Here is a 25,828-nt window from a genome sequence, read left to right on the forward strand (position 1 = left end):
CTTATTTTCCCTGCTTCTTCTGGTCGGCGGGCTTGTCGAAATTCTCGACCTGGTCGGGCAGGAATACCGTCTTGACCCGCTGGTTCGGGGTCTTGCTCTCGGCAATCATCTTCTGTTTGACGATGTCGTAGCGGATCAGGTCGCCGTTGACCTGACTATCTTCCTGTTTGAGCTGACCGTTGCCGGTGATGGTCACCAGGCGCTTCTTCAGCTCGTAGCGAATGCTGTCGCCATGGGCGTTGACCGGCTTGCCGTTATCCAGGATCTGAAAGAAGGTAGCGGGTTTGCCATAGGCAGTCATTACCTCGGCCCCTTTCTCGCCGGAACGGGTTACCACAACCTTGTCAGCCTTGATCCTGATGGTGCCCTGATTGATGGTCACATCCTGCTCGAAGGTGATGCGGTTGTCCTGCATCTCGGCCACCTGCTTGATGGCGTCGACATAGACCTTCTCGGTGAAGTCGGACTCCTTGGCGTTGACTGTGCCGCAGAGCATCAGGGCGGCGAGAGCCAGATTAACGTTTTTCATTGAAATAGATGGCATGACCTTGATCCAGTAGCTCAAAATATTTGCGGTCCAGATGGCCCTTGAGGCCAACCCCTTCGGTCTGGAAATCCTGACCCAAAATGTTCACTTGCCGATTGCTGCGTACGTCCTGTGTCACCAGATCCAGCTCCATATAGGGCGTATCCAGCTTGGAGATAAAGGAGTCCGGCAGCAACCCGTCCAGATGCACCTTGTCCCGCAGGATCACGTTGTCATCGGTATTGAGTACGCCGGTCTCGGCCGTCACCTTCCACTCGGCCTGTCCCTGCTCGTCAAACATGTAGACCACCGGTTTTTCGAAGGTCGCCTGCTCGAGGATCTGGAAATACTCCGCATACTGGGACTCCAGCCGCTCGGTACGCTTGCCGTTGACATCGAACCGGGTGGTCACCAGATCTCTGGCGACAAAATCCGGCTGATAGTGCTCGGTTTTGACCTTGGCCTCGGGCACCAGCTCCACCTTGCCAAGCTGCCAGGCCACCAGAGCGACCAGAAACAGCAGGCCAAACAACAGGGTCTGTCTGCTCATGCCGATACCTCGGGCTGATAATCGTCATGGCCCTGCGCCTGCAGGATGAGATCGCATACTTCGCGCACCGCCCCCATACCACCGCCAAGCCGGGTCACCATATCGGCACGGCTCAGTACCAGCGGATGGGCATCGGCAACGGCAATGCCGAGACCACAGGCCTCCATCACCGGCAGGTCGATGGTGTCATCTCCCATATAGGCGGCCTGTTCGGGTGTCAGTCCCAGCTTGGCCAGCAGCGCTTCAAAATGAGGCAGCTTCTCGTCCGCACCCTGTACCACATGGGCCACCCCCAGGCTCTTCATCCGATCGCTGACGATACGGGAGTTGCGCCCGGTAATGATGGCGATCTCGATCCCGGCATTGAGCAGTGCCCGCATGCCGGCGCCATCGCGGGTACAGAAGGTTTTCAACTCTTCGCCGTTGTTTCCCATGTAGATGAGGCCATTGGAGAGCACCCCGTCCACATCGCACACCAGCAAGCGAATTTGCGCCGCCTTGTCGAACTGGCTGCGCGTCACCGGACCATAGAGGGTCGGTACGTTTTGCATCAAATAACTCCGGCTTTCAGCAGGTCATGCATGTTGAAGGCACCCAGCGGGCGCTTGTCGCCATCCACAACCAGTAATCCGTTGATTTTTCTCGTTTCCATCAGTTTGACGGCTTCTGCCGCCATCATCTCCGGCCCTACGGTAACACAGTTGGCCGTCATGACGCGGCTGATGGGGGTGCGATGAATATCGACCTGCTGGTCGAGAATGCGGCGCAGGTCACCATCAGTGAAGAGTCCCGCCAGCAGCCCGCGCTGGTCGACCACTGCGGTCATACCGAGCCCTTTGCGGCTAACTTCCAGCAGCGCTTCGCTGATGGTGGCATCGATCCCCACCCGGGGCAACAGCTCGCCACTGTGCATCAGATCGCCCACTCGCAACAGCAACCGCTTGCCGAGCGAACCACCCGGGTGAGAAAGAGCGAAATCATCGGCGGTAAAGCCGCGCGCTTCCAGCAGGGCAACCGCCAACGCATCACCCATCACCAGTGTCGCCGTGGTGCTGGAGGTGGGCGCCAACCCGAGCGGACAGGCCTCTTTCTCCACCTTGATGCACAGGTGCACGTTAGCCTCTTTGGCCATGGTGGAAGCTGGGTTGCCGGTCATGCAGATGAGCGGGATACCGCGACGCTTGAGCACCGGCAGCAGGGCCAGGATCTCGTCGCTCTCGCCGGAATTGGAGATGGCGATGATGAGATCACCTGCCGAAATCATCCCCAGATCGCCGTGGCTGGCCTCACCCGGATGCAGAAAAAAGGCCGGCGTACCGGTACTGGCCAGGGTGGCGGCAATCTTGCTGCCGATATGGCCCGACTTGCCCATCCCGGTGACCACTATCTTGCCACCGCAACGGAGCACCATCTCGCACGCCTTGTCGAAGGCGTCGTTCAGATACTGATAGAGTCCATCAATGGCTTGCTTTTCTGTGTCCAGCACCGCACGGGCACTGCGACGGAAATCGAACAGTTCAGACACTTTCTCGGGGGTTGCAGACATAAAGAGACAGCTCCGGGGCGAATTTAGCTGCGGGATTATAAAAAAGTCTGCTCTGATAAGCGAATCGGATGGCAAATCCCGTAACACATGACGCAGTTTGTTACATAAAACTGTCGCGCAAACCGCGCTGAAGGCTGCTCAATAGTTGTTCCTTGCTGTTGCTTAGACCTAGACTAGCCCATAAAATTCGCACCTCATTTACACCGAATGGACAATTGTTTGAACAATGACCTGATCACCATCTCCGATCTGACCTTCAGTCACGGAGATAGGCTGCTATATGACGGGATAAACCTGACCATTCCCCGTGGCAAGGTCACCGCCGTCATGGGCCCGAGCGGCATCGGCAAAACGACCCTGCTGCGGCTGATCGGTGGCCAGCTCAAACCCGAGTCCGGTCATATCCTGTTTGACGGGGAAGATATCCCCGCCCTCTCCCGCTCGCGCCTCTACGAGGTGCGCAAGCGGATGAGCATGCTGTTCCAGAGCGGCGCCCTCTTTACCGGCATGACGGTCTACGACAACGTGGCCTTCCCGTTGCGGGAACACTCCGGTCTGCCGGAAGAGCTGATCCACACCATTGTCATGATGAAGCTGCAGGCTGTAGGTCTGCGCGGCGCGGCAAAATTGATGCCTTCCGAGCTCTCCGGCGGCATGGCCCGCCGGGCAGCACTGGCTCGGGCGATCGCCCTCGATCCCGACCTCATCATGTATGACGAGCCGTTTGTCGGGCAGGATCCCATCACCATGGCGGTGCTGGTCAAGCTGATAAAGGATTTGAACGATGCCCTTGGTATCACCTCCGTCATCGTCACACACGATGTGAAAGAGGTGCTCAGCATCGCCGATTACGCCTACATCATCGCTAACCGCAAGGTGGTGGCGCACGGTACGCCGGAACAGCTGCGCGAGGAGCACAATCCCGAAGTCGAGCAGTTCCTTAAAGGATTGCCCGATGGTCCTGTTCCGTTTCACTTTCCGGCAGGCGACCTGCTACAGGATCTCTGATGTTGATAAGTCAAATAAGCAAGCTGGGGCGGGTCGGCATTCGCGCCATCACCTCTCTGGGTCGGGCAGCCATCATGCTGTTCCATGCGCTGGCAGGCAAACCCGAGCCACGCAAGCACTTCCCGCTGCTGGTGCAGCAGCTCTATGTGGTCGGGGTGCAGTCCGTCGCCATCATTCTGGTGTCGGGGCTCTTCATCGGCATGGTGCTGTCGCTGCAGGGCTACAACGTATTGAAGGATTTCGGTGCCGAGCAGAGCCTGGGCCCGCTGGTCTCTCTCTCCCTGTTGCGGGAGCTGGGCCCCGTGGTAACCGCGCTGCTGTTTGCCGGTCGCGCCGGCTCGGCTCTGACCGCTGAAATAGGTCTGATGAAAGCGACCGAACAGCTTTCAAGCCTCGAAATGATGGCTGTCGATCCGCTGCGCCGGGTGGTGGCACCCCGCTTCTGGGCCGGGGTCATCAGCATGCCGCTGCTGGCCTTCATGTTCAGCCTGATCGGTATCTTTGGCGGCAAGCTGGTCGGGGTTGACTGGCTTGGCGTCGACGAAGGGGGCTTCTGGTCTGCCATGCAGGCCTCTGTCGACTGGCATGAAGATATCATGCAGGGTGCCATCAAGAGCCTGATCTTCGCTCTGGTGGTTACCTGGATAGCCCTCTTCAACGGCTATGATGCCAAGCCGACCTCGGCCGGGATCAGTCAGGCCACGACTCGTACCGTGGTTCACTCGTCCCTCGCCGTACTCGGCCTGGATTTTATTCTCACTGCAGTCATGTTTGGATAAGGTAAAGATGAAGTTCAGCAAAGTAGAATTCCTGGTTGGCACCTTCATGCTGGCCGGCATCGGTGCCATTCTGGCGTTGGCACTGCAAGTGGCCGGTTTGAGCTTCAAACCGGAAGGAGAAACCTATACCCTGCGCGCGCATTTCGATAATATCGGCGGCCTGAAAGTCCGTTCGCCGGTCAAGGTAGGTGGCGTGGTAGTTGGCCGGGTCAGCGACATCGTGCTCGACCCGAAAACCCAGGTTCCCGAAGTCACCCTGCAGATGGAAAAGAGTGCCGGCGAGTTCTCCGAGACCAGCACCCTCTCCATCCTCACTTCCGGTCTGCTCGGCGAGCAGTACATCGGTCTGGCCCCCGGCTTTACCGATGAGGAGATGGGGACCACCATGCTCAAGGATGGCGACCTGATTGAAGACACCAAATCCGCCATCGTGCTGGAAGATCTGATTGGCAAGTTCCTCTATAGCAGCCAGTCCTCCGACAGCAAGTCAGACAGCAAGAAGGAGTAACCATGTTCAAGAAAATTGCCCTGCTGCTGGGTCTGATGACCAGCATGTTCTTTTCCCTGTCCGCTCAGGCGGTTGATGCCACCGATCCCTACGCGCTGGTGGATCAGGCGGCCAAACAGACCTTTGCCCGCCTGAAAGCCGATCAGGCTCAGGTCAAAAGCAATCCGGACCACCTGCGAGTGATCATCCGCGAAGAGCTGCTGCCCTATGTGGACAACCGCTTTGCCGCCTACAAGGTGCTGGGCAACCAGATCAAGGAGACCACTCCGGCCCAGCGTGACGCCTTCGTCGCCGCCTTTACCGAGTACATGGTGAGCTCCTACGCCGACGCGCTGGCCCACTTCGACAAGCAGACCGTCAAGGTCGAGCCGGGCAAGGCACCGGGCACCAGCAACATCACCGCAGTCAACGTCAGTGTGAAAGAGGCCGGCAAGCCGGACATCTTCCTCGAGTTCAAGCTGCGCAAGAACAACAAGACCGGCGAGTGGAAAGCCTTCGACATGGTGGCCGAGGGGATCAGCCTGCTCTCCGCCAAGCAGAGCGAGCTGGGCGGCCTCATCCGCCAGAACGGCATCGATGCCGTGATCAAGCAGCTCAACGAGCACAATGCCAAGCCGCTGGTGCTCAAGAAATGATCCTGAGCGGTGATCTGCAAGCGCCACAGGTCAAAGACCTGTGGCAACGCCGCGACGAGTGGTGGCAGGATGACCGGCTCGAGTTGGGCGGGGTTACCACCCTCGACTCCGCCGGGCTGGCACTGCTGGTCAAATGGGCTAAAGCCGCTTTCGCACGAGGCGCCACACCGCAACTGGTGGGCGCCTCCAGTGATTTCTATACCCTGGCCAACCTCTATGGGGTGGCCGGTTTGTTTCAGTCAACTCCGCTCACAACTGAGGACGCATAATGCAAGTCTCTGAAATTGAAGCGATACTCCTCGAGGCTCTGCCATTGTCCGAAGTCCATGTCAAAGGGGATGGTAGTCACTATCAGGTGATCGCCGTTGGTGACATGTTTGACGGCATGAGCCGGGTCAAGAAACAGCAGGCCATCTATGCCCCGCTGATGGACAAGATCGCCAGCAATGCCATTCACGCCCTCTCCATCAAGGCGTTCACCGACGCCGAGTGGAAACGCGAACGTAAATTCCTAATGCCCTCCTGATTTGGTAACCAAGTAGAAAATGGACAAATTCAAAATCGATGGTCGTTGTACTCTCAACGGCGAAGTGACCATCTCCGGCGCCAAAAACGCCGCGCTGCCGATCCTGTTCGCAACCCTGCTCTGTGATGAAGAGGTGCACCTCTCCAACGTGCCGCGCCTGAAAGACGTGGGTACCACCATCAAGCTGCTGGAGATGCTGGGAGCAACCACCAAGGTCAACGGCAATGTGACCGTGCTGACCGGTGCTGTGAACAACCACGTTGCCCCCTACGAGCTGGTGAAGACCATGCGCGCCTCCATTCTGGCGCTGGGCCCGCTGGCCGCCCGTTTCGGTGCTGCCGATGTCTCCCTGCCCGGTGGCTGCGCCATCGGTGCCCGTCCGGTCAACCTGCACGTCCACGGTCTGGAGCTGATGGGCGCCAAGATCACCATCGAGGATGGCTACATCAAGGCCCGTGTCGACGGTCGCCTGAAAGGTGCCCACATCCTGATGGACATGGTCTCCGTCACCGGTACTGAAAACCTGATGATGGCCGCCACCCTGGCTGAAGGCCGTACCGTGATCGAAAACGCCGCGCGCGAGCCGGAAGTGGTCGATCTGGCCCACTTCCTCAACGCGCTGGGCGCGAAGATCCAGGGCGCAGGCACCGACACCCTGATCATCGACGGCGTCGAGCGTCTGCACGGCGGCAGCTACAGCGTCCAGCCTGACCGTATCGAAACCGGTACCTTCCTGGTGGGCGCTGCGGTTACCGGCGGCAAGATCACCTGTCGCAACACCGACCCGACCCTGCTGGAAGCCGTTCTGGTCAAGCTGGAAGAGGCTGGCGCCCTGATTGAGAAGGGTGAAGACTGGATCACCCTCGACATGACTGGCCGCACTCTCAAGCCGGTCACCATCAAGACTGCCCCCTACCCGGCATTCCCGACCGACATGCAGGCCCAGTTCACCGTGCTGAACGCGGTGGCCCAAGGCACCGGCATGATCACCGAGACCATCTTCGAGAACCGCTTTATGCACGTTCCCGAGCTGGTACGGATGGGTGCCGACATCGAGTTGCAGGGCAACGTGGCCATCTGCCGCGACACCGCTCAGCTCAAGGGTGCCCAGGTGATGGCAACCGATCTGCGCGCCTCTGCCAGCCTGGTTCTGGCCGGCTTCGTCGCTGAAGGTTCCACCATCGTCGACCGCATCTACCACATCGACCGTGGCTACGAGAACATCGAGCAGAAGCTGCAAGGTCTGGGTGGTCGCATCGAGCGCATCAAGGGCTGATTGCCGCCCCTGAGCACTGGCTAACAAAAAGGCCCCTCGCATTGCGAGGGGCCTTTTTCATTGTTTCAGCTCGGCAGAAATCGGGGTTCAGTGACCCGCCAGCTTCATGCTCTCCACCAGTACCGAGCCGGTCTTGAGGCTGGAACGCTCATCTTCGTCGCTACCCACCGCCACTATGTGGCTGAACATCTCGGCCAGATTGCCGGCAATGGTGATCTCCTCGACCGGATAGGCGATCTCGCCATTCTCGACCCAGAAGCCGGCGGCGCCGCGGGAGTAGTCGCCATTGACGATGTTGACCCCCTGCCCCATCAGCTCAGTCACCAGCAGACCGGTGCCCATCTCCTTGAGCATGCTATTGAAGTCCTGACCTGTGCTGGAGACCTGCCAGTTGTGGATGCCACCGGCGTGGCCGGTGCTGGTCAGCCCCAGCTTGCGGGCGGAGTAGGAGGTGAGCAGCCAGCTCATCAGCTCGCCATTGCGCACTATGTCCATATCGCGGGTGCGCACCCCTTCCCCATCAAACGGGGTACTGGCCAGGCCGCCCAGCAGGTGGGGGAACTCCTGGATGGTGAGCCACTCGGGCAGGATCTGCTTGCCCAATTTGTCGAGCAGAAAACTCGACTTGCGATAGAGGTTGCCCCCGCTGATCGCCATCACCAGATGACCCCACAGACCGGAGGCGGTATCGGGATGGAACATGACCGGAGCCTGGCAGGTCGCAATCTTGCGGGAGCCAAGGCGGGAGAGGGTACGCTCCACCGCCTCGTCGGCGATACGCTGCGGGCTCCAGAGCCCGTCGAGGGTTCGGCTGGAGGAGTAGCCATAATCGCGCTGCATGTCGCCATCCTGCTCGCCAATCAGCACGCAGCTCAGGGAGTTGCGCGACGCCGCGTAGCCTTTGACGAAACCGTGGCTGTTGCCATAGACCTTGATTCCGAGGTGGCTGGAGAAACCGGCCCCGTCGGAGTGCTTGATGCGGGCATCGCGACCCAGCGCCAAGCGCTCGCACTCGGTAGCCAGCTCGATACCGTATTGGGGATCCAACGCCACCGGGTGGCACAGCTGCAGATCGGGCGCATCCCAGGCCAGCAGTTCGGCATCTGCCAGACCGGCACAGGCATCGGGTGATGTATGGAGGGCAATCTCCATCGCCGCTTCAACGGCGGCACGGATGGCGGGACGGCTCAGGTCTGTGGTGGAAGAGGAACCTTTGCAGCCATCGCGATAGACGGCGATACCGAGCGCGCCGTCCTTGTTGAATTCAATGCTTTCCAGTTCACAACCGCGGGTGTTGACCGACAGTCCGGTCTGCTTGCTGATGGAGACTTCGGCCAGCGAAGCGCCCAGTCCTTTGGCAATATCCAGAGCCTCGGCAACCACGGCCTCGAGATGGGCTTGATCCTGGCGGATTTGGTCTTGCTGATCCATAACTCACATCTGTATGAAGGAAGGAAAGGGGCTAAGCATATCAGACCCCTGCGCCCAGCGGGAGAAGCTGGTAACATATCCACCAAACGTGAATGACAGGAATCAAGAGACCGATGAGTCACCATCAAGACGACAACGAGTGGGAAGATTGGGGCCCCAGCAAGAGCCAGCTCAAGCGCGATGCCGAAGCCCTGCAGAAGATGGGGGAAGAGATTGTCTCCCTCAGCCACAGCGAGCTGGAGAAGATCCCGCTGGATGAAGAGCTGGCAGAAGCGGTCGAGCTGGGCCGCAAGCTCAAGCCGAAGAAGGATGAGTCCTTCCGCCGTCACCTGCAGTTCATCGGCCGCCTGATGCGCAGCCGGGATGTAGAGCCGATTGCCGAAGCGCTCTCCATCATCAAGAACCGTCACTCCACCGTGAATGCACGTCTGCATCGCCTGGAGCAGTGGCGCGAGCGGCTGATCAGCGAGGGAGACAGCGCCCTCAACGAGCTGATGTCCCAGTTCCACGAACTGGATCGCCAGAAGCTGCGCCAGCTGATCCGCAATGCCAACAAGGAGCGGGAGCTGAACAAGCCGCCGGTCGCCTATCGCGAGATGTACCAGTATCTGCGCGGCGAGATCGAAGACCTGCTGTGATCCCCGAAAAACGCCTCCCCTTGTGGAGGCGTTTTTTTATGCACGCCCCGCTACTCCCGCCCGCATCACAACACACACCTCGTTTAATATATCCACCACAATGCAGCAGTTTTATGCAAAGCGATGGCTTGGAATGGCCACAAATAGGCTATTTGGCGAAGATGCAAGCCATGGCCATTAACATTTTCGCATCATTTTGTTTGACATATTGAACGGCCTTGGCAGACTGGAAGCAGGATCCAGGCTGTCGTTGCCGAGGCTGACCGACGATTCTGCCCCCGGGCCGACACGGGATCCCTTGACCATGCTTTGAGGCATGCCCTTGTCCGGTTTATGTGCAAGGGTCTGCCCAAGGCGCAGGATGCGAATTCAACGCCAAGGATAACTCAGGTGCCCTATGCCAACGCCTTCACTCCCTCCCAACCGTAAACCCGTCGTATTGATGACCATGGGCGCCCAGCCCCGCAACGGCCACGCCTATCAGGTGATGACCCACAAATACATCACGCCGCTGGTGGAGATCAGCAACTGCGTCCCGCTGCTGGTGCCCACCTGCTGCGGCACAGCCGACCTGGAGCAGTATCTGGATCTGTCGGATGGCGTCTACCTGAGCGGCGCGGGCTCCAATATAGACCCCGCCCTCTATGGTCAGGAGAATCTCACTCCGGAGAAACAGCAGGACAGGGATCGCGATCTGTTCGATCTGCCGCTCATCAAGGGGGCGCTGGCGCGTGGACTACCGATCCTCGGCATCTGTCGCGGCATGCAGGAGATCAACGTGGCGCTGGGTGGGGATATCCACCAGAAAGTCTATAGCGAGCCGGGATATGACGATCATCGGGAAGATTCGGACGATCCGGTAGATGAGCAGTATGGCGAGAGCCACCAGATTCATCTGGTCTCCGGCAGCTGGTTTGCCGACCTGATGGGCGAAGAGAGCATTGCGGTCAACTCGTTGCACGGACAGGGGATCAAGACGCTGGGCAGCGGGCTGGAACCGCTGGCCCATGCCGAGGATGGTCTGATCGAGGCGATCCACGCCCCCGTCATCTCCCCCTTCCTGCTGGCAGTGCAGTGGCATCCGGAGTGGAGAGCGAGGGAAAACCCCTACTCCATCAAGATCTTCGAGGCTTTTGGCGATGCCTGCCGCAAGCGCCAGGCGGTCACCAGCAAGACGTAATCACTCGCCAAACCCGCGCGCCTTGAGCTTGGGCATCCCCCCTCGTTCGAGGCGCAGGCCACGACAGGCATCCAGCCCTTTCAGGCCGCGCTGGATATGGTCCGGCGACTGGCCGAATACCATGCCATTGCTGCGATAGAGATTGCTGTCATCCAGCTCGAATTTCTCCCCTCCAATCAACAGCTGCTCACGACCATTCACCTTGTCGCCACGCTTGATGGGCACCGTCATGTCGCTCAGCACTTCGCCGGTCGCACACCCCTCGCGCCAGCGCGCCTCGCTGGAGAAGGGGGTAATAGCAATCTCGCGCCAGGATCCATCCCTGAACTCAACCCGATAGCGCTCCACCAGCAGGTCACAGCCTGCCAACGGCAAGAGCGCCATCAAGCAGATGATTTTCTTTGAAAATTGCACTGGAAGACCTCCCTGAAGCAATTGAGTGCAGCATAAATAAAATGGCGCATCGGCGCACCATTTCTCCGCCATGGAACAGCTATGCTGGAGGTAAACAATGCCAAGGGGCTGCTATGTTTGGCGATAACCTCACTGCGCTACCGACCCTGCTCTGGATCGGTGAACACCCGTTTTGGACCCTGCTCACCCTGTCGCTGATGCTGGTGCACTTCTGGCGCCGCCCCGGCGAACGACGGGAGCTGCTCTCCGAGCTTGGTTTCGTGATGATGAGCATTGTGGTCATCGTCCTGATCCAGCTGGAAGGTGGCTGGTTCAAGCTGCCGCTCCCCCACCATCTGCTGGTTGAAATCTCCACCCTGCTGGCAGGGCTGGTGATGGTGAAGATCTGGGGGATCCTGCTGTTCGAATTCCTGCTGCCGCTCTGCCACGTGAAGATCCCGCGGATCATCGCCGACATCGTCATCACCATCGGCTACATCGGTTGGGGGCTGTTTCGCCTCTACGCTTCCGGCATGGCGCTCGGGGAGATAGTCACCACCTCGGCGGTGATCACCGCCGTCATCGCCTTTGCCATGCAGGACACCCTTGGCAACCTGCTGGCTGGTGTCTCGATCCAGCTCGACAGCTCCATCTCCATCGGTGACTGGCTGCAGGTGGACACCACCCAGGGGCGCGTCGTCGAGATCAACTGGCGCGCCACCACCATCGAGACCCGCAACTGGGAGACAGTGGTCATCCCCAACAGTCACCTGCTCAAGCAGCGTTTCACTGTGCTCGGCCGTCGCCGTGGCGAACCGCTCCAGTGGCGACGCTGGGTCTGGTTCGATCTGACGCTGGATACCCTGCCGACCCAGATCATCGCCCTGATCGAGAAGTCCCTGCGGGAGACCAAGCTGCCCTGCGTCGCCAAGCACCCGCAACCGGACTGCCTGCTGATGAACGTCGAAGGGGGGATCGCCCGCTATGCGGTGCGCTACTGGCTGACCGACCTGGCCCGCGACGATCCTACCGACTCCATGGTACGCAGCCTCATCGATGCCGCCTTGCGTCGCAATGACAGGCGCCTCACTCCGCCGATATTCAACGTCTTTATGGCCAAGGAGAAACAACACCTGGATGCGCGCCACAAACGCCATACCGCCGAGCGTACCGACACGTTGCGCAAGCTACCGCTGTTTGCCATGTTGCAGGAGAACGAGCTGCTTCAGCTGGCCGATCAGGTGAAATTCGCCCCCTTCGTCAGCGGTGACGTCATGCTGGAGCAGGGAGAGGTGTCAAGCTGGCTCTTCGTGCTGGTCAAGGGCGAGGCCGAGATGCTGGTCAATGCGGAGGGAAAAGAGTTGAAACTCGGCACGCTCGGGGCGGGTGACTTCTTTGGCGAGCTGAGCCTGCTCACCGGCGAGCCCAGCACCTTTACGGTACGGGCGCTCGCCACGGTGGAGACCTATCGCATAAACCAAGCGATGTTCCAGGCGCTGGTTGCTCAACGCGAATCGCTGGTCGAGCCCCTTTATCGGGTGCTGAGCGATCGTCAGCAGGAGCAGCAGGCGCTGCTGGCGCGGGAGGCGGAGTCCATGAAGCATCCACCACAACAGCTGGATCTGCTCGACAAACTGATGAAACTGTTTGGCGGCAGATAAGGCAACCTCGGGCGGAGTTGTGACGACAGCTCCGCCATACTACTTCCCTTTCCCTCTTCCACCAGCGCGGCAACCATCACAACAGCAGCTCAGCCAGCTCTCCCAACACACTCAGCTCCACGTCCGGCAGCTGCAGCAACTGCTGCCATGGCTGCTGCCGCTCGTTGAGCCAGGCAGCGCGAAAACCGTGCAGACGAGCCCCCAGCACATCGGTCTCGGGATGATCCCCCACATGGAGGATCCGCTCCGCAGGCAGCTTGAGGGCGCTGCGGGTCTGCTCAAACATATCCGATGCCGGCTTCATTCTGGCATTCATCCCCGCCTTGCAGACCAGAGTGAAATAGGGTTCAAGCCCTGCCTGAGCCAGATCCAGATTGCCATTGGTGATGACCACCAGCGGATAGCGTGCCGCCAGCCGGGCCAGCAGGTCATGAGTCGCATCGCTCACCTCGATTTTCGAGCGCTCGGCCAGAAAGGCGGCAAATACCTCTTCGGCCGCGCGCCCGGCCTGCGCAACCGGCATCCCCCCCTCAATCATGGCGGTACAGATGGTCTGCTGGCGCGCCAGACTGACATCGTGGCGCAGCTCTGGTCGAGCCAGTAGCACAGCGCGTTTGAGCTCCAACCAACGCGGCTTGTCGAGCATGGCGGTGGCCAGATATTCGCTGCGCAGGTGGCTCAGCATCCACTGCTCGGCCCGCTCGATGGCAGGGCCGTTGTCATAGAGGGTATCGTCGAGATCAAACGAGATGGCGGCAACCGGCTGCCAGCGGCGATAGAAGTGCATGGACTCTCCTCTGCAACGGGGGCGCACGGCCCGTTATTCATCTTCCTGCGATTCGGGATCCCGCTTGGCCCTCGGGTGAGCGTTGTCGTAGACCTTGGCCAGATGCTGGAAGTCGAGGTGGGTGTAGATCTGGGTAGTTGAGAGATCGGCATGGCCCAGCAGCTCCTGCACCGCCCGCAGATCGCCGGAGGACTCCAGCATATGGGTAGCAAAGCTGTGGCGCAGCTTGTGGGGATGGACATGGGCATTGAGCGCCTGCTTGTTGCCCCAGCCATCGAGGCGGGCCTGTACCGAACGGGCCGACAGCCGCTGCTGACGGCTGGAGACAAACAGCGCCTCACTCTCGGTGCCCGCCAGCAGCGGTCGCACCTTGAGCCACTTGTGCAGCCACTCCACCGCCATCCGGCCGATGGGCAGCACCCGTTCGCGGGAGCCCTTACCGGTCACCCTGAGCTGACGGTCGTCGAGTTTCACATCCACCAGATTGAGCCCGACCAGCTCGGCGAGGCGCAAGCCGGAGGAGTACATCAGCTCCATGATGGCGCGATCCCGCACCGCCAGCGGATCCTGCTCGTCAGTAATGTTGAGCAGCTGGTGCATCTCGTCCACATCGAGGTTTTTCGGCAGTGGCCGCCCCTGCTTGGGGGTCACAATGCCGCGGGCCGGATTGGCCACCAGCCGCCCCTGCCGCACCAGCCAGTCACAGAAGCTGCGCAGAGCGGAGACCTTGGTAGCGAGCGAACGGGGCGCCAGCCCCTCTTTGTGCATCCGGGTCACCAGAGTCCGAACCTGACCCGCCTCGAGCCGGCTCCACGTTTCGAGCCCCAGCTTCACCAGCGCGGCGGTCATCGCCTCCAGATGGGCCTGATAGTTGCTGCGGGTGTGAGGGCTGAGCTGGCGCTCCACCCTCAGATATTCGATGAATGCCGCCAGATCGTCAGCCAATCCGGACGGCAGTGGCTCGGCAACAGGAGGCGCCTTGGCGGGCGCCCTAGCCATGCGCCAGCTCTGGCAGCCGCAGTTGCAGCAGTCGGCCCAGCTGGCCCAGCAACAGGGTGTCGTTGTGCGGAGTGAAGTGGCTGGGATCCGAGCTGGCAAAGGCCAACACACCGAGATCGCCGAGCCGCATCAGAGCGACCGAGTTGACCAGCACGTCGTGACCAAACAGCGCCTGCTTCTCGCTCTGGTTCAGACGGCCGAAGTAGTAATCCTGCCCCGGCAAACGTTGACCCAGCAGCTGTTCCAGCTGTTTGCCCTCGGCCAGAAAGCGCGCCTCAGGGCCGCTTAACTGAAACTTTTTCGGGTTGAGCCAGAGCCGCAGACCGGTCAGCCGCAGCCGCTGGACGAAGGCCTTGCCCATCACGGCACTCACCTCGAACAGGGTCTGGCAGCCATAGAGCTCGCCATAGAGATCGGCATAGACCCGGAAGATCCGCTCGTTCTCGCTGGCGATCCCCATCAGTTCGGTGATCTCCTGCTCCAGCTGTTCGATCCGCTCGCGCTGGCGATCCAGCTGGCGTTCGACCAGCGAGACCGATCCCTTGCGCTCGTGGGGAATGCGGATCCTGTCCAGCACGGCACCGTGGCGCTGGAAAAACTCGGGGTAACGGGCCAGGTACTCCAGCACGGCGGCTTCGTCCACCAGTTGCTCCTGCCGTTTGAGTTCACTCATAACTTGGTTGATCCATCAGAGAAAGGGGACTGGCCCCGACATCATGGGCAGCGGGAGTATGGCTCCTGCCGCCTGAACCGCTATCAATCGGAATAACTGCTTTATACGTCGATCTGGCCGTCAAAGACATGCTCGGCCGGCCCGGTCATATAGACCGGCTGGCCCGGCCCCTTCCAGGCGATGGTCAGTTTGCCGCCCGGCAGGCTGACGGTGACCCGCTCCTTGAGCTTGCCCTGGCTCATGCCGATGACCGCGGCCGCACAGGCTCCGGTACCGCAGGCGAGAGTCTCCCCCACCCCGCGCTCGAACACCCGCAGCTTGATCTCGGTGGCGTTGACCATCTCCATGAAGCCGACGTTGACCCGCTCGGGAAAACGCTCGTGACGCTCCATGATGGGCCCCAGAGTCGCCACCGGCGCATCGGCCACCGAAGGCACCTCGATGACGCAGTGGGGGTTGCCCATGGAGACGGCACCGCACATCACCGTATGCTCCTGTGCCCGCAGCAGATAGGTCTTCTCCGCCTTCTGGGCCCGAAACGGGATCTTGCCCGGCTCGAACTGGGGCACTCCCATGTTGACCGTGACCTGATTCTCCCCCTCCAGCTGCAACACAATGCGACCGCGCGCCGTGCTGACCGCGATGCGATCCCGGTTGATCAACCCCTTGAGACGCACGAAACGGGCGAAACAGCGAGCACCATTGCCGCACTGCTCCACCTCGCTGCCATCGGCATTGAAGATACGGTAGTGAAAATCGAGCTCGGGGTCATAGGGGGGCTCCACCAGCAGCAGCTGGTCAAAACCGACCCCGAAGTGGCGATCCGCCAGCTTCTTGATGACGTCGTTGCTGAAAAAGATCTTCTGGGTGACACCGTCCACCACCATGAAGTCGTTTCCCAGCCCGTGCATCTTGGAAAAATCTATCAACATCGTGCGTTCCTGTTTTTGGGCGCGCGCTCAAGGCACTTTTAAAAGCAGCTTAAGGCAGCAAGTGCTCACCGCGCCAGAGATCGGTCAACTGCTCGCGCTCTCTGATGAGGAACGATTGCGTACCGTCCACCAGCACTTCGGCGGCACGGGGACGGGTGTTGTAGTTGGATGACATGGTAAAGCCGTAGGCACCGGCCGAGCGCACCGCCAGCAGCGAACCCTCGGCGATGGCCAAGGTGCGCTCCTTGCCGAGGAAGTCACCGGTCTCGCACACCGGCCCCACCACGTCATAGAGCGCAGGGGGATGGCCGGCACGACTATCCACCTCGATGATGTTCATCCAGGCGCCATAGAGCGAGGGACGCAGCATGTCGTTCATGCCGGCATCAATCAGCGCGAAGTTGCGGGTCTCGCCCGGTTTCAGATACTCAACCCGGGTCAGCAATACGCCGGCATTGGCGACGATGGCGCGGCCCGGCTCGAACAGCAGGGTCAGATCCCGCCCCGCCAGCTTCTGCTTGAGCGCTTCGGCATACTCGGTCGGGTGCGGTGGCTGCTCGGAACCGTAGTTGACTCCAAGGCCGCCACCCACATCCAGATGGTGGATATGAATACCTTCCGCCGCCAGCCCGTCGATGAGCCGCAGCAGCTTGTCCGCCGCCTCCATAAAGGGATTCAATTCAGTGAGTTGCGAGCCGATATGGCAATCTACCCCGACGATCTCGATATGTTCCATCGCAGCCGCCTTGCGATAGATGGCAGGGGCGAGCTCGATGGGGATGCCGAACTTGTTCTGCTTGAGGCCGGTCGAGATATAGGGGTGGGTACCGGCATCGATATCCGGATTGACCCGCACCGATACTGGCGCCTTTTTGCCCATGCTGCCCGCCACCCGGTTGAGGCGCTCCAGCTCGGCTTCCGACTCCAGATTGAAGCAGAGGATCTCTTTTTCCAGCGCGAGGCGCATCTCGGCCTCGCTCTTGGCCACCCCGGAGAAGACTACTTTGCGCGGATCGCCGCCCGCCGCCAGCACCCGTGACAACTCGCCACCGGAGACGATGTCAAACCCTGACCCCAGTCGGGCCAGCAGGTTGAGCAACGCCAGGTTGGAGTTGGCCTTGACCGCATAGCAGATCAGATGGGGAATATCGCCCGCGGCCTTGTCAAAAGCGTGCCAGTGACGTTCAAGGGTGGCGCGGGAGTAGACATAAAGCGGGGTACCGTACTGCTCGGCAAGCTGTTGCAGCGAGGTTTGCTCGGCCTGAAGCTGGCCATAGGCATCGTAGTTAAAGTGATCCAAGGGGGCGGTTCCTTCCTAGAATGGGTGCGGCATTATTGCGGCGCGGCCTCGTTGGTTGCCGCAGGGGTCGCAGGCTGTGCCGCTTGCGGTGTACTCTGGCTCTGGGGTTGCTCGGGAGGCGGCATGTAGAGCGGCCCCTTCAGACCGCAGGCGGCCAACCCGAGGGAAAGAAGAGTAGCAAGCAGACACTTGGTGAACTGGGTAATCATAATGGTTCGCTGCGAAAAAAATTTTGGCCCTCTATAATCGCACTCACATTGTTAAAAGCAACAGGATAAACCGATGAAGGATCACGAGTATCACGCCCTGACCGACGCCTTTTTCCAGTATGTGGAGGACACGCTCGACGAGGGGTATCCGGATATCGACTGCGAGCGCAACGGGGGTGTCCTGACCCTCGTGTTCGAGAACAAGACCAAGGTCATCATCAACAAGCAGGAGCCGCTGCACCAGATTTGGGTCGCTACTCGCGAGAACGGCTTCCACTTCGAACTGCAGGGGGCAACCTGGATCGACAACCGTTTCGGCCATGAGCTCAAGGCACTGCTGAGCAAATCCTGCACCGCTCAGGCTGGTGAACCCGTGGTGTTCCCATGATTGATATCCATCCGCAAGGCGCCCGCTATGCGGTGATCTGGCTGCACGGGCTGGGTGATTCCGGTGCCGGCCTCGCCCCGCTGGTGGATGCGCTGGATCTGCCCGCCAACTTACCGGTGCGTCACCTGCTGCCGGATGCGCCGGAGCGCCCAATCACCATCAACATGGACTACAAGATGCGCGGCTGGTACGACATCAAAAGCTTCGAGGATCCCGCCGAGCGGGCCGTGGAGTCCCATGTCCGTGAATCAGCCAGCCAGATCAGCGCTCTGCTGGATCAGCTGGTCGCCGAAGGGTTTGCTCCCGAACAGATCGTACTGGCCGGTTTCTCCCAAGGCGGAGTGATTGCCTCTTTCACCGCGCTGCGCTATCCGGCGCCGCTGGCGGGCCTGCTCTGCATGTCCACCTATCTGGCCGCCCCCGACAAGCTGGCAGACGAAATGAGCGAGGCCGCTCGCACCCTGCCCATCTGCTACATGCACGGCATCTACGACGATGTGGTGAGCCTGTCGCTCGGTTGGGATGCCAAGAACCAGCTGGAAGAGATGGGGCTCGCCCCGGAGTGGCACGAGTACCCGATGCGCCACGAGATCTGCCGCCCGCAGCTGGGCGATATTCGCTGCTGGCTGCTGGCCCGCCTCGGCGCCTGAGCAAGCGCAAAAGCAAACGGCCTGCAACTGCAGGCCTTTTTTATTGCTGGGCTCTCAATCCGCAGCGGCTAACCCACATCGCGGGTCGGCGGTATCTGTTCACGCCCCGCCCCCTGGCTGCGGTAGGGAATAACCGCCAGCTCGCCATTGTGCTGCACTATCTCGTAGTACTGGGGCAGGTTGAAGTTGATGAACTGACCGTCGTCGCTGAAGCGCTCGTGATTGGAGGTGTAGAAGCGGTTTACGCCGGAGACCAGCTCATCCTTGTTGCCGGCAAAGTGCTGGTAGATCTCGACCCGGTTCGCCTCATCGAGGATATAGATGTTGGTGCCCGCATCCCGGGTATCGAAGAAGAACTGCACCAACCCCTCGCTGGCATAGGCATCGACGATACTCGGCAAATGCTGGCTGTGGGTCTTGTCGAGCCGCAGCGGCAGGTGATCCAGCTTGTTGTGGGAGATGTGGCGGTAGAAGTCGATGGCGTTCTCCAGCTTCTTCACCGACACCCCGCGCCGTTCGAAGAAGATGCCGTACTTCTCGCGGCCGAGCGCCATGGTCTTGACCAACTGCTGCTTGTCGCGGGCCAGGCGCAGGTCGATACACTCCGCCACCAGCGTCTGGAAGCGGGAGCGCACCAGAGAGCGGAAGTGCTGGCTGTAGCAGAACACCTCGATCATCTCGGGAGCGGCGGCATCCTGATGCATCTTGCCGAGAATGGTGGTGAGGGCATCGACCACCGCCTCATCCCCCTGAAAATGGAGGGTACGGATCTCGCTCCAGGAGTTGCGATAGACCAGGTCCACCGAGCCGACCAGACACTCCTGATTACGACCAAACGAGAAGACATCCACGGTGTTGGCATCGAACTCGATTACCTGCCCAACCCAGTGGCTGGTCGGATCCATCTCCAGGTTGAGGAAGATGGAGAGCTGACGGATCTCGCACGGCCGACTGAGCGCCAGGTTGGTAGCAAGCGGGTACTTCTCGGGGAAGCAGCCTGAGAGATCGCGACAGAACTGGTGCAGATTGTCGATGTGCAGATCCGACCCCTGATTGAACAGGTGCACCCGCGACTGGGGCGTCAGCAGATCGTTGAAATAGGCCCAGGAGACCAGCTTGCTGATGTAACCGTTAAACTCGAGCGGCGCGCGGCCAATGATGTCCACCGGCTCCAGCGAATGCTTGTAGAGATACCAGCCAGCGCGGTTGAGCCGACCGTGCGGCACCTGCACGAAGCTGAGATCCGGCTCGCTCAGATCCGGCGCGATCTTGAGGTTCACCCGCTGCACCTTGCCCGGCAGGCTCTCGAAAGCGGCATAGAGCTTGCGCGACAGGATGCCGATATCTTCCGGGTTGATCGACTCGCTGATGTTGTTGCGGCGGGCGAACTGGATCAGGTTGCGGTAGCTCTGCATCAGGGCTTCCAGCAACTCGGCATGGGCGATCTTCACCTCTTCGACCTTCCACTCATGGCGGTGATCGAGGTGGTATAACTTCTCCTGACTCCAGCCCCAGTAAGAGACCAGCTGGCTCATCTGCTCGCGACGCCACTCGGGAGAATGATCGTCCTTCGGGTGGCTTAGGCCATCGCACACCTTGAGGTAGAAGCAGCGACGCACCAGATCGAGCCGCGCCATGTCGCCGATGGACTTGAGGTAGTTGGTCACCTTGTCCAGCATCAGGCAGTAGTTGTCGAGCCGGTAGTGCATCCCCTCGTTGTGCTGGAACCAGTCGCGGCCAATCATCGAGAGCAGGCGGGTATTGGGGTACTCGTGGGAGTAGGCTTCCATCAGTACCGACTTGAGCACGGCTTTATAGGGAGAGTCGATCCCCTTGTAGAGCTGCCACAGGGCCGAGCCGAAATACTCCTCGGCCGGGATCCGGTTAAAACTGCCCAGATCGAGCCAGTCATCCTGATCGAGCTGGCCGCTCTCGAACAGCCCGTTCACATACTCGTCGTAGTGGTCGTCATATTCGACGGGCACCAGATACCAGATAAGCCGCTTGCCGGCGATGTGCATGGCGCTGCGGTAGAACTCGTCGAGCAGCAGCAGGTGCTGGGCGCTGCCACAGCTCTCCCCCTGCATCTCGGCATCATTGGTCTGGCGGAACTTGTCTTCCGGAATCAGGAAGAAGTTGAGATCGACCCCGCGCTGTTCCGCCCACTTGGAGAGTTGCTGGCACTTCTGCTCCAGCAGATCGAGCCGCGCCTGCGACAAGCCGGCTACGTGGCAGACCCAGATATCGAGATCCGAGTGACAGCACTGACCGATGGAGGAGGTACTGCCCATGGAGTAGAGCCCTTGAATGGCTCGATCATGGGTCGCAAGCCCGTTCAGGCAATTGGCATTCTGGCAGAGGTCATCGATGAAGGCTTGCTGTTCCGGGGTGGTGCTGAAACTCCAGATGCCATGAGGGACATCACCGGAGACATAGCCAGGCAACAGGGGATGATTGAAGTGCAGCATGACCGGCAGCAGTTGAAATACCTGCTGCCCGTAGCGACTCATGAGGCCCAGCGCCCGTTGCGTCTTGAGACGGGTAATCCCGTCATAACGCGCAACCAGCGTGTCGAGTTTTTCCAGCAATGCCCTGCCTATCACCAAGGTGAAAATGACGCACCAAAAGCGGGATACGTCAAAAAAGTGTGATCATGTTAACAATGCAAACAGCAGTGGTAAACAAGCCGACAGCGAATCACCGGATTATTTCTGGTACGACCACAGGAAGTATCAGGAGAAACGGTTAAATTTCAATAATTTCAATGAATTAATCAATCGCTTCAACTTAATGAAAATCATTTTCAGCCTCCATTTTTGAGCTTGAGCCCGCTTTTGCCGGCTCCGCCATGAAAGCCCGGGCAAAGGGTGGTAATATCGATTTCCTTCTAAAAATGAAACAACTGATTGATATGGCAGCCCGAACCCTGAAAATTGCCACTCGCAAGAGCCCGCTGGCCCTGTGGCAGGCCAACTTTGTAAAAGACCAGCTTGAAGCCCTGCATCCAGAGTTGCAGGTCGAACTGGTACCGATGAGCACTCAGGGTGACAAGATCCTCGATACTCCGCTGGCCAAAGTGGGCGGCAAGGGGTTGTTCGTCAAGGAGCTGGAGACCGCCATGCTGGAAGGACGTGCCGACATCGCCGTCCACTCAATGAAAGACGTGCCGGTGGAGTTCCCCGAGGGGCTCGGTCTGCACACCATCTGCGTGCGGGAAGATCCGCGCGATGCCTTCGTCTCCAACCGCTTCAAAGCCATTACCGAGCTGCCGCAAGGGGCCGTGGTCGGCACCTCCAGCCTGCGCCGCCAGTGCCAGCTGCGCGCAGCCCGCCCTGATCTGGTGATCCGGGATCTGCGCGGCAACGTCAACACCCGCCTCGCCAAGCTCGATGCCGGTGAATACGACGCCATCATTCTGGCGGCCGCCGGTCTGAAACGACTGGAGATGGCGCACCGCATCACCGCCTTTATCGAGCCGGAGCAGAGCCTGCCAGCCAACGGTCAGGGGGCTGTCGGCATCGAATGCCGCCTCGACGATCATGAGCTACACGCCCTGCTGGCGCCGCTGGAGCACGCCGAGACCCGCGCCCGGGTGCTGACCGAGCGAGCCATGAACCGCGCCCTGCAAGGGGGGTGTCAGGTTCCTATCGGTGCCTATGCACTGGTCGAGGGCGAGCAGATCTGGCTGCGCGGTCTGGTGGGCAGCCCGGATGGCACCCGCGTCATCCGCGACGAAATACGCGGCCCGGTGAGCGAAGGCGAAACGCTGGGAGAGACGCTGGCACAGCGCCTGCTGGCAGCTGGCGCCGACGAAATCCTGGCCGAGGTCTACCGCACATGATCCCGCTGGTGGTGCGTCCGGCCGCCCAGGCCACCGAGCTGGCGCAGTTGCTGCGCCGGCACGGTCATGCACCACTCTGCTGCCCGCTGCTGGAAACGGTCGCGGGCAGCGACCTCCCCCGCTTGGCCGACATGCTGCAAGACGCTGACATCGTTATCGCCGTCAGCATCCATGCCGTTCATTTTGCACACGATTTTCTGTTGCAAACTGGTCTGACCTGGCCACATATTGAGTACTTCGCAGTGGGTCAGGCGAGTGCCGATGCCTTTGCCGAGGTGGGCGTGCAGGCGATCTGTCCTGACGACCCGCGCAGCGAGGGACTGCTGGCCCTGCCCGAACTGCAACAGGTGAGCGGTAAGCGGGTAGTGATCCTGCGCGGCAATGGAGGGCGGGATCTCATCGCCAGCACGCTGGCCTCACGCGGTGCTCTGGTGCACTATTGTGCCGCCTACGAGCGCCACTACCCCGAGTTTGACGGGGAAGCATTGACCAGCCACTGGCAGGCAGCCGGACTCGACAGCCTGCTCATCACCAGTGGTGAACTGTTGCAACGCCTGCTGGAGCTGGTTCCCGCCAGCCAGCAGCCCTGGCTTTTTGACCGCCTGCTGGTGGTCCCCAGTCCGCGCGTGGCCGAGATGGCCAGCGCTGCGGGCTTTATCCATATCACGATTGCCCAAGGTGCATCCAACCAGGCCCTGATGGCCGCACTGGAACTGAGGAAGATGGAATGACAGCACAACAAGAATCCCAGGTCACCCCCCAGCCGACCGCGGTGGTCAATGGCAGCAAGAGCCGCTCCGGTGCCGTTCTGGGAGGGGTCGCCATCCTGCTGGCCCTTGGCCTGACCGGTGGTCTCTATCTGCATGGTCACCAGAATGCGGTGGCCCAGCAGGCCGAACTGGCCCAGCTCAAGCAGCAGCTGGCCAGCGCCATGAGCAAGATTGACCAGAGCAACAGCAAGGATGCCGAACAACTGGCCGCTCTGGGCCAGACCCAGCAACGGCTGCAGGGCGAGATGCAGGGGCTGCAGAACCGGGTACTGGATCTGAACGACAAGCGCCCCAACGACTGGATGCTGGCCGAATCCGAGTATCTGGTACGCATGGCGGGCCGCAAGCTCTGGCTGGAACATGACCTCGTCTCTGCCATCACCCTACTCGGTAACGCCGACGAGCGCATTGCCGCCCTCAACGACCCCAGCCTGATGCCGATCCGCAAGGCACTGGCCGAAGATATCACCAAGCTCAAGGGGATGCCGCGCATCGACCGTGAAGGGCTTACTCTCAAGCTTGCCGCCCTCGAAGACCAGATCGAGCTGCTCCCGCTCTCCGCCGTCAACATGCCGGAAGCCAAACAAGAGCAGGATCAGGCGGTCAGCACCAATCCTGACGAGTGGGAGAGCAACCTGAAGAAGAACTGGGTCAAGTTCACCGAAAACTTCATCACCATCCGTCGCCGCGATGGCGCCGTGGAGGCCCTGCTCTCGCCACAGCAGGAATTTTTCCTGCGCGAGAACCTCAAGACCAAGCTGCTGCAGGCGCAACTCGCCGTCTACCGCGAACAGCAGTCCCTCTATGAGGACAGCATCGACAAGGCTCAGCGCTGGCTGACCCAGTACTTCGATACCGACAACAGCGCCACCCACTACATGCAGGGTGAGCTCGACAAGCTCAAGGGCGAGCAGATCCAGATCAGCTATCCGGAGCAGTTCAAGACCCAGGCGATGCTGGAGCAGGTGCTGACCGAACGCCTGCAACGCATTCTGGCCAGCAGCTAAGGGGGCACTATGATCCGCATTATCATTCTGGTTGCCGTCATGGTCGCAGGGCTGATCTTCGGCCCGCAGGCGTCAGGCAACAAGGGCTATGTCCTGATTGCACTCGGCAACTACACCATCGAATCTTCCGTCACCAGCGCGGTGATCCTGGCTGTGCTGTTCTACGGCGCGCTGCTTATCGTCGAGTGGCTGCTGGGCAGGGTGTTCGGCCTGCGCCGCAAGACCCTCGGCTGGTACGGCTCCCGTCGTCGTCGCAAGGCCAACCAACAAACCGTGGCCGCCACCCTGGCCATGGCCGAAGGTCACTACAGCCAGGCCGAAAAGCTGATGCTCAAGGGCGCCAGCAACAGCGACACCCCGCTGCTCAACTACCTGAGCGCTGCCAAAGCGGCCCAAGCGCGCGGTGACGATGTCCGCCGTGATCAATACCTGCAAAAAGCGCAGGAGGAGAATCCCAAGGCCGAGCTCGCGCTCACCCTGACCCAGACCCAGCTGCAGATCGAACAGGGCCAGTATGACACGGCGCTGGCGATGCTGGAGTCGGTCTACGCCCTCAACCCGCGCCATCCCATGGTGCTGGATCAGCTGCGTCAGGTGCATCTGGCCCGCCACGACTGGGCGGCCCTGTGCGACCTTATCCCCATCCTGCACAAGGTGGGCAAGCTGACCCCGAAACAGGAAGAGGAGCTGCTGCAACAGGCGTGGAATGGCCGTCTGCAGCAGGCAGCGAGCAATCTGGAGACCCTCAAGGCGGTGTGGCAGGAGCTGCCGCGCAAACTGCGCCTCGAACCTGAGCTGCTGGCCAGCTACGGCGATCTGCTGCGCGGGCTGGGTGCCGACAGCGAAGCGGCCAGCCTCTGGCAGGAGGCGCTGCGCAAGCAGGTCATTCCGCAGCTGCTGAGCCGTCTGCCCAAGCTGAAACTCGACAACTACCAGCCGCTGCTGGCACTGCTGCAAAAACAGCAGGGGCAGCCGGAGGTCGACAACGCGCTGGCCCAACTCTATCTGCTGGCCGGCCAGCTGGACGAGGCCCAGAAGTTGCTGGAACAGCAGGTGGAGAAGGCGCCCAGTGCCGCCGTCTACCACGCGCTCGGTCAGGTGATGGACAAGCGCCGCCTTACCAACAAGGCCAACGAGTACTACCGTCAGGCGCTGGATCTGGCGGGGATCTGATCCTCAGACTGCAAACAGCAAAAAGACAAAGAGGCCGCACAATGCGGCCTCTTTTTTATCTCTTTGCCCAGCCCTCGTCAGGTGGTGAGCCGCTCCAGCTCGCCAATCAGCCAGATGGCCTCGGCGCGGTGGCTACCGCACACATCCACCATCGGACGAAAGCCGCCACATACCGCCGGCCGCTCTGGCTGGCCGAAGATCTTGCAGCCAAGTCGCGCATCAAGCTGGATGCAGGGGACGCCAGCCGGTTTGCCATCAGGCATGCCGGGGATGGCACTGCTGATACTGGGAGCGATGCAACAGGCACCGCAACCGGAACGACACTCCATACAACCCACTCCTGTCACAGGCTCAACCTGCACTGTCGGACTCTCTGCCACCATAGCCCAGGCCAGATGACAAACGTAGAGGGCAAGCAGCAAAAAGCCCGACCGCGAGGCGA

30 protein-coding genes are annotated in these 25,828 nt (G+C 60.5%); 16 read left to right on the forward strand and 14 right to left on the reverse strand.

All coding sequences use genetic code 11. From position 1 onward, the window contains the following. Window position 1: 1 nt before the first annotated feature. The 4 genes from lptA to AACS24_RS12775 are packed head-to-tail and all read right to left on the reverse strand — an operon-like array spanning window position 2 to window position 2,622. Window positions 2–529, reverse strand: coding sequence for a lipopolysaccharide transport periplasmic protein LptA (gene lptA, locus AACS24_RS12760; protein WP_033115459.1), 528 nt, complete (start codon window positions 527–529; stop codon window positions 2–4). Then, window positions 516–1,076, reverse strand: a complete 561-nt coding sequence (lptC, locus tag AACS24_RS12765) for an LPS export ABC transporter periplasmic protein LptC (RefSeq protein WP_043850961.1) — start codon at window positions 1,074–1,076, stop codon at window positions 516–518. Before lptC ends, lptA begins: the two co-directional genes overlap by 14 nt. Continuing rightward, entirely contained in the window at window positions 1,073–1,627 is a 555-nt protein-coding gene (gene kdsC, locus AACS24_RS12770) for a 3-deoxy-manno-octulosonate-8-phosphatase KdsC (protein WP_108570887.1), read from the reverse strand. Before kdsC ends, lptC begins: the two co-directional genes overlap by 4 nt. After that, window positions 1,627–2,622 (reverse strand): KpsF/GutQ family sugar-phosphate isomerase, encoded by a 996-nt coding sequence (locus AACS24_RS12775; RefSeq protein WP_033115462.1) that lies wholly within the window; start codon window positions 2,620–2,622, stop codon window positions 1,627–1,629. The genes kdsC and AACS24_RS12775 overlap by 1 nt, the downstream gene beginning before the upstream one ends. A 207-nt stretch (window positions 2,623–2,829) precedes the next feature. Here AACS24_RS12775 and mlaF point away from each other — a divergent pair, with 207 nt between their 5' ends. The 7 genes from mlaF to murA are packed head-to-tail and all read left to right on the forward strand — an operon-like array spanning window position 2,830 to window position 7,354. Then, the gene (mlaF, locus tag AACS24_RS12780; protein ID WP_033115463.1) at window positions 2,830–3,630 is read left to right on the forward strand and encodes a phospholipid ABC transporter ATP-binding protein MlaF; all 801 of its coding nucleotides are present in this window, start codon (window positions 2,830–2,832) and stop codon (window positions 3,628–3,630) included. After that, window positions 3,630–4,409: a lipid asymmetry maintenance ABC transporter permease subunit MlaE gene (gene mlaE / locus AACS24_RS12785; RefSeq protein WP_033115464.1), complete on the forward strand. Its 780-nt coding sequence runs from the start codon at window positions 3,630–3,632 to the stop codon at window positions 4,407–4,409. Before mlaF ends, mlaE begins: the two co-directional genes overlap by 1 nt. A gap of 7 nt (window positions 4,410–4,416) precedes the next feature. Beyond that, window positions 4,417–4,917, forward strand: a complete 501-nt coding sequence (gene mlaD / locus AACS24_RS12790; RefSeq protein WP_108570888.1) for an outer membrane lipid asymmetry maintenance protein MlaD — start codon at window positions 4,417–4,419, stop codon at window positions 4,915–4,917. 2 nt (window positions 4,918–4,919) lie between these two features. After that, window positions 4,920–5,552: a phospholipid-binding protein MlaC gene (gene mlaC, locus AACS24_RS12795; protein WP_108570889.1), complete on the forward strand. Its 633-nt coding sequence runs from the start codon at window positions 4,920–4,922 to the stop codon at window positions 5,550–5,552. Further along, window positions 5,549–5,821, forward strand: a complete 273-nt coding sequence (locus AACS24_RS12800) for an STAS domain-containing protein (protein WP_033115467.1) — start codon at window positions 5,549–5,551, stop codon at window positions 5,819–5,821. The genes mlaC and AACS24_RS12800 overlap by 4 nt, the downstream gene beginning before the upstream one ends. Next, complete coding sequence (ibaG, locus tag AACS24_RS12805) at window positions 5,821–6,078, forward strand: BolA family iron metabolism protein IbaG (RefSeq protein WP_033115468.1); 258 nt, start codon at window positions 5,821–5,823, stop codon at window positions 6,076–6,078. Before AACS24_RS12800 ends, ibaG begins: the two co-directional genes overlap by 1 nt. A 19-nt stretch (window positions 6,079–6,097) precedes the next feature. Further along, window positions 6,098–7,354 (forward strand): UDP-N-acetylglucosamine 1-carboxyvinyltransferase, encoded by a 1,257-nt coding sequence (gene murA, locus AACS24_RS12810; RefSeq protein WP_041210116.1) that lies wholly within the window; start codon window positions 6,098–6,100, stop codon window positions 7,352–7,354. Window positions 7,355–7,441: 87 nt separating this feature from the next. Here murA and pmbA read toward each other — a convergent pair whose 3' ends face one another. Beyond that, complete coding sequence (gene pmbA, locus AACS24_RS12815; protein ID WP_108570890.1) at window positions 7,442–8,785, reverse strand: metalloprotease PmbA; 1,344 nt, start codon at window positions 8,783–8,785, stop codon at window positions 7,442–7,444. A gap of 113 nt (window positions 8,786–8,898) precedes the next feature. On the opposite strand from pmbA, the gene yjgA reads away from it, so the two are divergent. Together yjgA and AACS24_RS12825 are read left to right on the forward strand one after the other, a co-directional pair. Beyond that, on the forward strand, window positions 8,899–9,423 hold the full coding sequence (gene yjgA, locus AACS24_RS12820) for a ribosome biogenesis factor YjgA (RefSeq protein ID WP_308810133.1): 525 nt from the start codon (window positions 8,899–8,901) through the stop codon (window positions 9,421–9,423). A 397-nt stretch (window positions 9,424–9,820) separates the two neighbouring features. Continuing rightward, complete coding sequence (locus AACS24_RS12825; RefSeq protein WP_108570892.1) at window positions 9,821–10,603, forward strand: gamma-glutamyl-gamma-aminobutyrate hydrolase family protein; 783 nt, start codon at window positions 9,821–9,823, stop codon at window positions 10,601–10,603. Here AACS24_RS12825 and AACS24_RS12830 read toward each other — a convergent pair whose 3' ends face one another. After that, window positions 10,604–10,987 carry a hypothetical protein gene (locus tag AACS24_RS12830; protein ID WP_108570893.1) on the reverse strand — a complete coding sequence of 128 codons (384 nt, stop codon included), beginning with the start codon at window positions 10,985–10,987 and terminating at the stop codon, window positions 10,604–10,606. Window positions 10,988–11,130: 143 nt separating this feature from the next. On the opposite strand from AACS24_RS12830, the gene AACS24_RS12835 reads away from it, so the two are divergent. Further along, a complete protein-coding gene (locus AACS24_RS12835; protein ID WP_108570894.1) occupies window positions 11,131–12,657 on the forward strand; it encodes a cyclic nucleotide-binding domain-containing protein in 1,527 nt (508 codons plus the stop codon). A gap of 76 nt (window positions 12,658–12,733) precedes the next feature. Here the strand turns inward: AACS24_RS12835 and AACS24_RS12840 are convergent, their stop codons facing one another. The 6 genes from AACS24_RS12840 to lptM form a co-directional block, all read right to left on the reverse strand. Continuing rightward, the gene (locus tag AACS24_RS12840; protein WP_108570895.1) at window positions 12,734–13,444 is read right to left on the reverse strand and encodes an HAD-IA family hydrolase; all 711 of its coding nucleotides are present in this window, start codon (window positions 13,442–13,444) and stop codon (window positions 12,734–12,736) included. Between the two features lie 33 nt (window positions 13,445–13,477). After that, complete coding sequence (gene xerC, locus AACS24_RS12845; protein WP_108570896.1) at window positions 13,478–14,443, reverse strand: tyrosine recombinase XerC; 966 nt, start codon at window positions 14,441–14,443, stop codon at window positions 13,478–13,480. Beyond that, window positions 14,436–15,116 carry a DUF484 family protein gene (locus AACS24_RS12850; protein ID WP_033115477.1) on the reverse strand — a complete coding sequence of 227 codons (681 nt, stop codon included), beginning with the start codon at window positions 15,114–15,116 and terminating at the stop codon, window positions 14,436–14,438. The genes xerC and AACS24_RS12850 overlap by 8 nt, the downstream gene beginning before the upstream one ends. Window positions 15,117–15,217: 101 nt before the next feature. Further along, a complete protein-coding gene (gene dapF, locus AACS24_RS12855) occupies window positions 15,218–16,048 on the reverse strand; it encodes a diaminopimelate epimerase (RefSeq protein WP_033115478.1) in 831 nt (276 codons plus the stop codon). Between the two features lie 49 nt (window positions 16,049–16,097). Continuing rightward, window positions 16,098–17,348 carry a diaminopimelate decarboxylase gene (gene lysA / locus AACS24_RS12860; protein WP_108570897.1) on the reverse strand — a complete coding sequence of 417 codons (1,251 nt, stop codon included), beginning with the start codon at window positions 17,346–17,348 and terminating at the stop codon, window positions 16,098–16,100. A gap of 32 nt (window positions 17,349–17,380) precedes the next feature. Beyond that, window positions 17,381–17,557: an LPS translocon maturation chaperone LptM gene (lptM, locus tag AACS24_RS12865; protein WP_082035419.1), complete on the reverse strand. Its 177-nt coding sequence runs from the start codon at window positions 17,555–17,557 to the stop codon at window positions 17,381–17,383. 73 nt (window positions 17,558–17,630) lie between these two features. Between lptM and cyaY the strand changes: the two genes are divergently transcribed. Together cyaY and AACS24_RS12875 are read left to right on the forward strand one after the other, a co-directional pair. Continuing rightward, entirely contained in the window at window positions 17,631–17,945 is a 315-nt protein-coding gene (gene cyaY / locus AACS24_RS12870) for an iron donor protein CyaY (protein WP_108570898.1), read from the forward strand. Beyond that, complete coding sequence (locus AACS24_RS12875; RefSeq protein ID WP_108570899.1) at window positions 17,942–18,595, forward strand: alpha/beta hydrolase; 654 nt, start codon at window positions 17,942–17,944, stop codon at window positions 18,593–18,595. Before cyaY ends, AACS24_RS12875 begins: the two co-directional genes overlap by 4 nt. 68 nt (window positions 18,596–18,663) lie before the next feature. Here AACS24_RS12875 and AACS24_RS12880 read toward each other — a convergent pair whose 3' ends face one another. Beyond that, window positions 18,664–21,183 (reverse strand): class I adenylate cyclase, encoded by a 2,520-nt coding sequence (locus tag AACS24_RS12880; protein ID WP_108570900.1) that lies wholly within the window; start codon window positions 21,181–21,183, stop codon window positions 18,664–18,666. A 323-nt stretch (window positions 21,184–21,506) separates the two neighbouring features. Here AACS24_RS12880 and hemC point away from each other — a divergent pair, with 323 nt between their 5' ends. The 4 genes from hemC to AACS24_RS12900 are packed head-to-tail and all read left to right on the forward strand — an operon-like array spanning window position 21,507 to window position 25,386. Continuing rightward, entirely contained in the window at window positions 21,507–22,436 is a 930-nt protein-coding gene (hemC, locus tag AACS24_RS12885; protein WP_146181419.1) for a hydroxymethylbilane synthase, read from the forward strand. Then, window positions 22,433–23,167 (forward strand): uroporphyrinogen-III synthase, encoded by a 735-nt coding sequence (locus AACS24_RS12890; protein WP_108570903.1) that lies wholly within the window; start codon window positions 22,433–22,435, stop codon window positions 23,165–23,167. The genes hemC and AACS24_RS12890 overlap by 4 nt, the downstream gene beginning before the upstream one ends. Beyond that, window positions 23,164–24,213: a uroporphyrinogen-III C-methyltransferase gene (locus tag AACS24_RS12895; protein WP_108570904.1), complete on the forward strand. Its 1,050-nt coding sequence runs from the start codon at window positions 23,164–23,166 to the stop codon at window positions 24,211–24,213. The genes AACS24_RS12890 and AACS24_RS12895 overlap by 4 nt, the downstream gene beginning before the upstream one ends. A gap of 9 nt (window positions 24,214–24,222) precedes the next feature. Then, on the forward strand, window positions 24,223–25,386 hold the full coding sequence (locus AACS24_RS12900) for a heme biosynthesis HemY N-terminal domain-containing protein (protein WP_108570905.1): 1,164 nt from the start codon (window positions 24,223–24,225) through the stop codon (window positions 25,384–25,386). A 77-nt stretch (window positions 25,387–25,463) separates the two neighbouring features. Here AACS24_RS12900 and AACS24_RS12905 read toward each other — a convergent pair whose 3' ends face one another. Then, entirely contained in the window at window positions 25,464–25,715 is a 252-nt protein-coding gene (locus AACS24_RS12905) for a YkgJ family cysteine cluster protein (protein ID WP_108570906.1), read from the reverse strand. Window positions 25,716–25,828: the final 113 nt, after the last annotated feature.

This window comes from Aeromonas sp. HMWF016 (genome assembly GCF_963878195.1).
Classification (GTDB): Bacteria; Pseudomonadota; Gammaproteobacteria; order Enterobacterales; family Aeromonadaceae; genus Aeromonas; species Aeromonas lacus.

Coding starts and splice junctions, on each gene's coding strand:
- lptA (WP_033115459.1), bottom strand. CDS start 529: ATGAAAAACGTTAATCTGGCTCTCGCCGCCCTGATGCTCTGCGGCACA.
- lptC (WP_043850961.1), bottom strand. CDS start 1,076: ATGAGCAGACAGACCCTGTTGTTTGGCCTGCTGTTTCTGGTCGCTCTG.
- kdsC (WP_108570887.1), bottom strand. CDS start 1,627: ATGCAAAACGTACCGACCCTCTATGGTCCGGTGACGCGCAGCCAGTTC.
- AACS24_RS12775 (WP_033115462.1), bottom strand. CDS start 2,622: ATGTCTGCAACCCCCGAGAAAGTGTCTGAACTGTTCGATTTCCGTCGC.
- mlaF (WP_033115463.1), top strand. CDS start 2,830: ATGGACAATTGTTTGAACAATGACCTGATCACCATCTCCGATCTGACC.
- mlaE (WP_033115464.1), top strand. CDS start 3,630: ATGTTGATAAGTCAAATAAGCAAGCTGGGGCGGGTCGGCATTCGCGCC.
- mlaD (WP_108570888.1), top strand. CDS start 4,417: ATGAAGTTCAGCAAAGTAGAATTCCTGGTTGGCACCTTCATGCTGGCC.
- mlaC (WP_108570889.1), top strand. CDS start 4,920: ATGTTCAAGAAAATTGCCCTGCTGCTGGGTCTGATGACCAGCATGTTC.
- AACS24_RS12800 (WP_033115467.1), top strand. CDS start 5,549: ATGATCCTGAGCGGTGATCTGCAAGCGCCACAGGTCAAAGACCTGTGG.
- ibaG (WP_033115468.1), top strand. CDS start 5,821: ATGCAAGTCTCTGAAATTGAAGCGATACTCCTCGAGGCTCTGCCATTG.
- murA (WP_041210116.1), top strand. CDS start 6,098: ATGGACAAATTCAAAATCGATGGTCGTTGTACTCTCAACGGCGAAGTG.
- pmbA (WP_108570890.1), bottom strand. CDS start 8,785: ATGGATCAGCAAGACCAAATCCGCCAGGATCAAGCCCATCTCGAGGCC.
- yjgA (WP_308810133.1), top strand. CDS start 8,899: ATGAGTCACCATCAAGACGACAACGAGTGGGAAGATTGGGGCCCCAGC.
- AACS24_RS12825 (WP_108570892.1), top strand. CDS start 9,821: ATGCCAACGCCTTCACTCCCTCCCAACCGTAAACCCGTCGTATTGATG.
- AACS24_RS12830 (WP_108570893.1), bottom strand. CDS start 10,987: ATGGCGCTCTTGCCGTTGGCAGGCTGTGACCTGCTGGTGGAGCGCTAT.
- AACS24_RS12835 (WP_108570894.1), top strand. CDS start 11,131: ATGTTTGGCGATAACCTCACTGCGCTACCGACCCTGCTCTGGATCGGT.
- AACS24_RS12840 (WP_108570895.1), bottom strand. CDS start 13,444: ATGCACTTCTATCGCCGCTGGCAGCCGGTTGCCGCCATCTCGTTTGAT.
- xerC (WP_108570896.1), bottom strand. CDS start 14,443: ATGGCTAGGGCGCCCGCCAAGGCGCCTCCTGTTGCCGAGCCACTGCCG.
- AACS24_RS12850 (WP_033115477.1), bottom strand. CDS start 15,116: ATGAGTGAACTCAAACGGCAGGAGCAACTGGTGGACGAAGCCGCCGTG.
- dapF (WP_033115478.1), bottom strand. CDS start 16,048: ATGTTGATAGATTTTTCCAAGATGCACGGGCTGGGAAACGACTTCATG.
- lptM (WP_082035419.1), bottom strand. CDS start 17,557: ATGATTACCCAGTTCACCAAGTGTCTGCTTGCTACTCTTCTTTCCCTC.
- cyaY (WP_108570898.1), top strand. CDS start 17,631: ATGAAGGATCACGAGTATCACGCCCTGACCGACGCCTTTTTCCAGTAT.
- AACS24_RS12875 (WP_108570899.1), top strand. CDS start 17,942: ATGATTGATATCCATCCGCAAGGCGCCCGCTATGCGGTGATCTGGCTG.
- hemC (WP_146181419.1), top strand. CDS start 21,507: ATGGCAGCCCGAACCCTGAAAATTGCCACTCGCAAGAGCCCGCTGGCC.
- AACS24_RS12890 (WP_108570903.1), top strand. CDS start 22,433: ATGATCCCGCTGGTGGTGCGTCCGGCCGCCCAGGCCACCGAGCTGGCG.
- AACS24_RS12895 (WP_108570904.1), top strand. CDS start 23,164: ATGACAGCACAACAAGAATCCCAGGTCACCCCCCAGCCGACCGCGGTG.
- AACS24_RS12900 (WP_108570905.1), top strand. CDS start 24,223: ATGATCCGCATTATCATTCTGGTTGCCGTCATGGTCGCAGGGCTGATC.
- AACS24_RS12905 (WP_108570906.1), bottom strand. CDS start 25,715: ATGGAGTGTCGTTCCGGTTGCGGTGCCTGTTGCATCGCTCCCAGTATC.